Raw genomic sequence first — 5,902 nt, forward strand, 5'->3', positions numbered from 1 at the left:
ACACTGTTCCGCGCCCCCGACTTTCATAGCGCGCTGAGCCTGTATGCCGGACAGTTCGGTCTGCAGGGCATCGCCCTCGGTGACGAMCTGTCCACGACCCTGCGCCCGGTGCACGGCCTTGCGGGTTTGCTGGGAGTGTTCGGTGTCGTCGCACCGCTGCTGCGCCCTTACTGTGAGAAACAACTGGGCGGCCTTTCGCTCTACACCGCCGCCCTTTGGCCCATTGCCGGTTTCATGCTGTCGTTCGCACTGATCGCCAGTCGCGAAACCGTACCCTTCCTGTATTTCCAATTCTGATGACGAGCTTAAAGCACACCCCGCCCCCCACTCAGCCAGATGATCTGGCGACACGCAGCAGTCAGTTGGCCGGCGTGGCGCTGCTGATATTCCTGGTCGTCGGCCTGCTGTCCACTGGCCGTCTGATCGTTTCAGGGCAGATCTCACTGCTACCCGATAAAGTGCTGAACACGCAGATTCTTGATGGCGATATCACCCATCGGATCGCCAAGGAACTGTCGAACGCTGACTTTCCCACGACCTTCGCCAAGCTGGAGCGCGGTGTCAGTTGGCTGCTCCTCAATGACACCGGGCCGAGGGTTCGTTCGGGTTGTCCTGACTGGCTGTTTTTGGCTGATGAACTCAAGATCAATCACCAGGCACAGCGCAATGCCGATGCCAAAGCCCAGGCCGTGATTGATCTAAAGCAGCAGCTCTCCCAACGTGACATCAGCCTGCTGGTGGTCATCGTTCCAGACAAGAGCCGCATCGCTTCCGGGGAGCTTTGCGCACTGCACCGCCCGGCCGCTCTCGAAGGGCGCATCCAGGCCTGGACCTCGAAGCTGGATGTGGGTGGCGTGTCGAATCTGGACCTCACCGGTGCGCTGACGCCACTGGGGGCCAGTGCCTGGTTGCGCACCGATACGCACTGGAGCGAATCCGGCGCAAAGGCAGCGGCCGAGGCCGTCGCACAGCGCCTGAAGACCCTGGGCATCAGCGCAACGCCACGCAGGTCGTTTAACGAAAGTCATGCCCCGCTCGCGGTGCGACCTGGCGACCTGGTCCATCTGGCGGGCATCGACTGGCTGCCGCTCAAATGGCAACCTGCAGCCGAAATGGTCGCCCAGACCAGCACCCACGAACTTCCCGTTGCGTCAGCCGCCAGCCCTGACACCGAGGCAGACCTCTTTGGCGATGCCGACCTCCCCAATACCGTGCTCATCGGCACTTCATTCTCACGCAACTCCAACTTCGCAGGGTTTCTGCAGCAGGCACTGGGCGCCCCCGTAGGTAACTTCGCCAAAGACGGCGGAGCGTTCTCTGGTGCTGCAAACAGCTACCTCAACAACCCGGCCTCCAAAGAAACGCCGCCAAAACAAATCATCTGGGAGATCCCGGAGCGGGACCTGCAGTCGGCGTACATCGACCCCATTGCCTATCGCTCGTTGCGGTAGGCCAATCGCATCCGGTCGAACCGCCGTCGGGTACGAGAAACCCCTACCCAAAGCGGTCGGTGAAAAGGGCCGGGGCTATCTCCATAAATGGGGCATTTCACCCACCCAACCGGGCGTTCACCACCTGATTTGAGGAATATTCCCCCCTCCCCCTTTTCTCTCGCTTCAAACACTCAGAGCCTGTTCATTCATTTGAATTTTTCCTTTGCCCTATTGAAATGGCTCATAAGTTGCAGCCCCCCCCTGGTACCCGCAACAGTTGTCGTCCCGGACATCATGGAGACGGCGGGCTCGGCATGATGCGAGGGGTGAAAAATGAAACGTGCGACACCACCATGCAACTCCATCGCCTTGCTGCTCAGGTCAAGCCCGCCCTGTGCGATGCGCCTTACCCTGACTACCGCCAACGCCGTTCCGCTGGATGATTTCGGCCCGCCATCCGTCAGCCTGTGGGCGGCGGCATCACCGGCCACCAGTCGGCTGTTCGCCCTGATCGGCGCGCAGTTCATCCTGCCGGTGATCCTGATGTACTCCTTCTGGAGCGATTACGTATTGGGCGCAAAAGGGAGAATGGGTGATGGCTTCCTCTAATAAATCAATTGCACGAGTCACGAAAACGCCGATCCCCCTTTATAAGCAGATCGCTCAGCTAAGCCTGATGTTTATCGCGTTGCTGATTATGCTGGCGTTGTCCGCTGTACTGGCGATGGAGTTGACCTTTGGAACGCTCTGACGAGTGCGGTAAAAAAAGCAAATCATCCTGTTGGTGTCGGCGAACGCCTGGAGCAATGGGTAGCCGAACTTCTGAACAGCCATGTGCTGGCGGACTCTCGGGTGAGAGGCCATTACCTGCTGTATGTAGATGTGAAAGTGGTGAACAAGCAGGTGGGCGATCAACTCAGTGCTGTGCTCACTTCGACCTGCGAGCACCCACCAACCGAGTCGACGCTGTCTTTTCCAGCCTGCGCAGCGACTGGCTCCCTACCGCCTTCATAGTTTCGTAAACATCGCCGAGAGCGTTCTTCGGCTCGATTTCGGCCCATCATGACCGACAGAAGTCAGCCAGAAGAGGGCATTCAGGTCATGGAAAATAAATCTGTCCCGCTGTCCCGTCCCGCTGTCCCCATTGGCGAGAGGCAGCTTACAACGATGAACTCAACGACGATCGTTTCAAACCAGCAGCGACCTGTCCGCTATTGCAAAGGCACATAAATATCGGTCTGCCATTGATCCTGCGGTGTCTCGGGGGAAATGCTTAGATAATCGAAGAACAGCGGCTGGTCTCGAAGCTCCTCGCCGCTGGTAGGGAGCCAGTCGCGATAGATCGGATAGATCGATTCGCCGATGTGATCCGTAGAGCCCACATGACGCACCACGACGCAGCGCCCGCCAGGGATAACCCTCTCGGTTACGCCGAACTCATTCGCTGCTACCGCCTCGTGAATCTCGCCGCAGATTGCAAACCGGAACTCTTCGGCCGGGGTCGTATCGGGGTTGCCGAAAGGAATACCAAAGCTGCGACTTGATGCCACCGGCGACTGTCCGCTCTGCATGCGCCACTCGATAAATTTACGCACGCTCTCATTAATGATCCCGGGCGCTCCGCAATGCTCTAATGCTGCAACCCTGACTTCGCGAAACTCCACAATTCGTATCTGCATGATGATGCTCCTGGAAAAATGAGGGATGGTGAACACCGCACTCCAGACCTGCCAATTCGGTTGCTTCCTGAATGCACTCGGCGTGGTACCGAACGCCCGCCTGAACGCCCTGGAAAATGCTTCGGGGCTTTCGAAACCCGCACCGAAAGCGGCGTCCAGCACCGAGCAATCCGCGAGGGAAGACAAGCAATGCGCCGCGCGTCGTAGTCGCATCAGTTGTACATAACGTGAAACAGGCACGCCCACGAACGCGGTGAATTGTCGATGAAAGTGAAACGCCGAAAAGTTCGCGACTTGGCTCAACGTCTTCACGGACAAGTCACCTTCGAGATTGGCCTCGATGTAGGCGAGTACCAGGTCGAAGCGTTTTGTGTAGGTGGCGTTGCTCAGCAAGTCAGACACTGGATGGAGGCTCCGGGAAATACGGTAGGCAATAGAGTCGACTATACGGGCGTGCCCGCGCCTAGCCGTGTTTGCTCAGGTCGCGATTGAATTGCCTGTTCGACGTGGCCGCCTTGGATGCACCGCCTTGAAGGCTACCGGGCAGTTCATCTGAGCCTCCGATTGTAAATCCTGTACGACCGATATTGGGTCGCATGTAGCCCTTCATGACTGGCAAAAAACGGCCAATATCCGTCATTCGTCATTCGCTTCCAACAATTGACAGCTAGCTGAGCGGCATGGAAGGACACACTGCAACCGACACTGGATTTCAGAACTCTTAAGGTTTGCTTAAGGACTTTAAATGTCCCCGGCGGACAGACTTTCCTGAACGATCAGGAGAGCCGCCATGAACCCGCAATCGGTGATTTCAAACCATCCATGCCCCCTTGTACGGCCGCTGGGTGCCCTGTCCGGCTGGCAGGAGCGCCGCGCCAAGGAGCTGATGCTGCGTGACATGGGCAGTTGCGTTCGCATCAGCGAGATTGCCGAACACTGCAACCTGTCCCGTAGCCATTTTTCCCGGGCGTTCAAAAAGGTTACCGGCCACTCGCCGCAAGGCTGGCTAGTGATAATGAAAATCGAAAAAGCCAAAAGCCTGCTGATCACCTCGATGCCGATCACCGATGTCGTCTATGAATGCGGTTTTGCAGACCACTCGCATTTCACCCGCACGTTCAGCCGCCTGGAAGGGATGACACCCAAGGCATGGCGCCGGGCCTTTGAGCATGTAGCGAGCCACCCTGGCCAGCCACCAGTGATTGATCGGGACATACCCGAATGGAGAATTCGCGATAGCCTGGTCGACGGCATGGGACAGTCCCGCGCGCAGGAACTGCACGCCTGAACTGATCGAGATCGACAACACGAACTCCTCCCCTTTGGCCGCTGATGCGGCCTTTTTTTATCCGGCGCTGGCCGGTGCCAGTGGCAGGTAGAAGCAAATCCGGGCGCCCTGCTCGCTATCCTCGACCACCAGCGTCCCGCCGTGCGCGCCGATCACCGACCTGCAGATGGCCAGGCCCATTCCCATGCCGCTGCCTTTGGTGGTGTAGAACGCATCGAAGATCTGCTCGCGCTGGTGTGCGTCAATTCCGGGCCCGTTGTCCTGGAAGCAGACCTGGACATGAGCGTCCTTTACCGCTGAGCCGATGATGATGCGTCCATTGGGCAACCCTGCTCCGGCGATGGCCTCCAGCGCATTGGTGATCAGGTTGAACACCACCTGCTGGATCTGTACCGCGTCGACCGACACCGGGCATTGCGCATCGAGCCGGGTTTCCAGGTTCACGTTGCGGTTCGCCAGGTCGGTGGCAGTCAGGCGTACGACCTCACCGATCAAGTGATCGATTTGCATCGGCAACCGTTGCAACGGCATCTGTTTGGCGAGTACGCGAAGCGCCTGGACAATATCGGCGGCGCGGGCGCTGTCCGAGCGAATGTCTTCCAGCCCCTGAATCGCCTCTTCCAGATCGGGCTGATCACGCTTGAGCCAGCGCAGGCTGGCCGAGGCATTGGACACGATGCCCAGTAGCGGTTGGCTGATTTCATGGGCAATCGAAGCAGAAAGCTCGCCCATGACCTTGAGGTGCGAGCTACGCGCCAGTTCCGCCCGGGAACTGCGCAAGTCCGCTTCCATCTGCGCGCGCAGCTGGTTGTCCTCGACCAGCTGTTCATACAACTTGGCGGTTTGCAGTGACACCGCGGCCTGAGAGGCGAGAATTTCCAGCATGGTCAGGCGCTGGGCGCTGAACAGCTTGGGGACCAGGCTGTTTTCCAGATACACCAGGCCAATCAACGTGCCTTGTTTGAGCAATGGCAGGCACAACACCGACCGCACCTGGCGCTGGCGCAGATCGGCGCTGTAGGCCTCGGGACAATCGGCCCGGGCATCGTCGAGCACCAGGGGCGTGCGCGTGCGCATCGTAGCGTTGAGCACCGAGGCCGGCGCCATCTGTTCGAGCGGTTGCCCGGCGTCCAGAGCGATCCGTACATTGCCGGCTTCGACCGAAGCCGTCGCCGCCAGTTGCAGTTCGGCGCCGCTGACGATCATCAGCACGCCATTGTCGGCACCGGCCTGAATCATCAAGTGATTCATCAGGGTTTCGACCAGTCGGTCGAGCAGAACTTCCTGCGACAGTGCACGCGCCGCTTCGATCCCCACTTCGAGATCGAGGCGGACCTGGGTCACAGGCCGGACCGGCTCGAACGACGGCTGCGCACTCAGAAACGGGTGCAAGGCTTCCAATTGACGTGCCTTGGCTTCGGCGCCCCACAGGTTGTAGCAGTCGCGCGCGACACGCAGATGGTGGGTGGCACCCGACACCAGCCCGTTGGGTAGGCAAATAT

Annotated in this window: 5 protein-coding genes and 2 pseudogenes; 5 read left to right on the top strand and 2 right to left on the bottom strand. The window is 59.1% G+C overall.

The features are described from left to right. The 4 genes and pseudogenes from AC1DU9_RS29190 to AC1DU9_RS29205 all read left to right on the top strand — a co-directional run. Positions 1–297: pseudogene (locus AC1DU9_RS29190) on the top strand (MBOAT family O-acyltransferase); the annotation flags it as partial. Beyond that, complete coding sequence (locus AC1DU9_RS29195) at positions 297–1,451, top strand: alginate O-acetyltransferase AlgX-related protein (protein WP_477811213.1); 1,155 nt, start codon at positions 297–299, stop codon at positions 1,449–1,451. The pseudogene AC1DU9_RS29190 and the gene AC1DU9_RS29195, both read left to right, overlap by 1 nt. A 432-nt stretch (positions 1,452–1,883) precedes the next feature. Continuing rightward, a pseudogene (locus AC1DU9_RS29200) lies at positions 1,884–2,042 on the top strand (ubiquinol oxidase subunit II); the annotation flags it as partial. Then, a complete protein-coding gene (locus tag AC1DU9_RS29205) occupies positions 2,029–2,184 on the top strand; it encodes a hypothetical protein (RefSeq protein ID WP_223458964.1) in 156 nt (51 codons plus the stop codon). The pseudogene AC1DU9_RS29200 and the gene AC1DU9_RS29205, both read left to right, overlap by 14 nt. Before the next feature lie 460 nt (positions 2,185–2,644). Here AC1DU9_RS29205 and AC1DU9_RS29210 read toward each other — a convergent pair whose 3' ends face one another. Next, complete coding sequence (locus AC1DU9_RS29210) at positions 2,645–3,514, bottom strand: AraC family transcriptional regulator (RefSeq protein ID WP_477811214.1); 870 nt, start codon at positions 3,512–3,514, stop codon at positions 2,645–2,647. Between the two features lie 388 nt (positions 3,515–3,902). Between AC1DU9_RS29210 and AC1DU9_RS29215 the strand changes: the two genes are divergently transcribed. Beyond that, positions 3,903–4,400 (top strand): helix-turn-helix transcriptional regulator, encoded by a 498-nt coding sequence (locus tag AC1DU9_RS29215; protein ID WP_223458962.1) that lies wholly within the window; start codon positions 3,903–3,905, stop codon positions 4,398–4,400. Between the two features lie 57 nt (positions 4,401–4,457). Here AC1DU9_RS29215 and AC1DU9_RS29220 read toward each other — a convergent pair. Beyond that, on the bottom strand, positions 4,458–5,902 hold a 1,445-nt coding region (locus AC1DU9_RS29220), incomplete at its 5' end, for a GAF domain-containing sensor histidine kinase (RefSeq protein ID WP_477811215.1).

It is taken from the genome of Pseudomonas sp. P4_C1 (genome assembly GCF_056402155.1).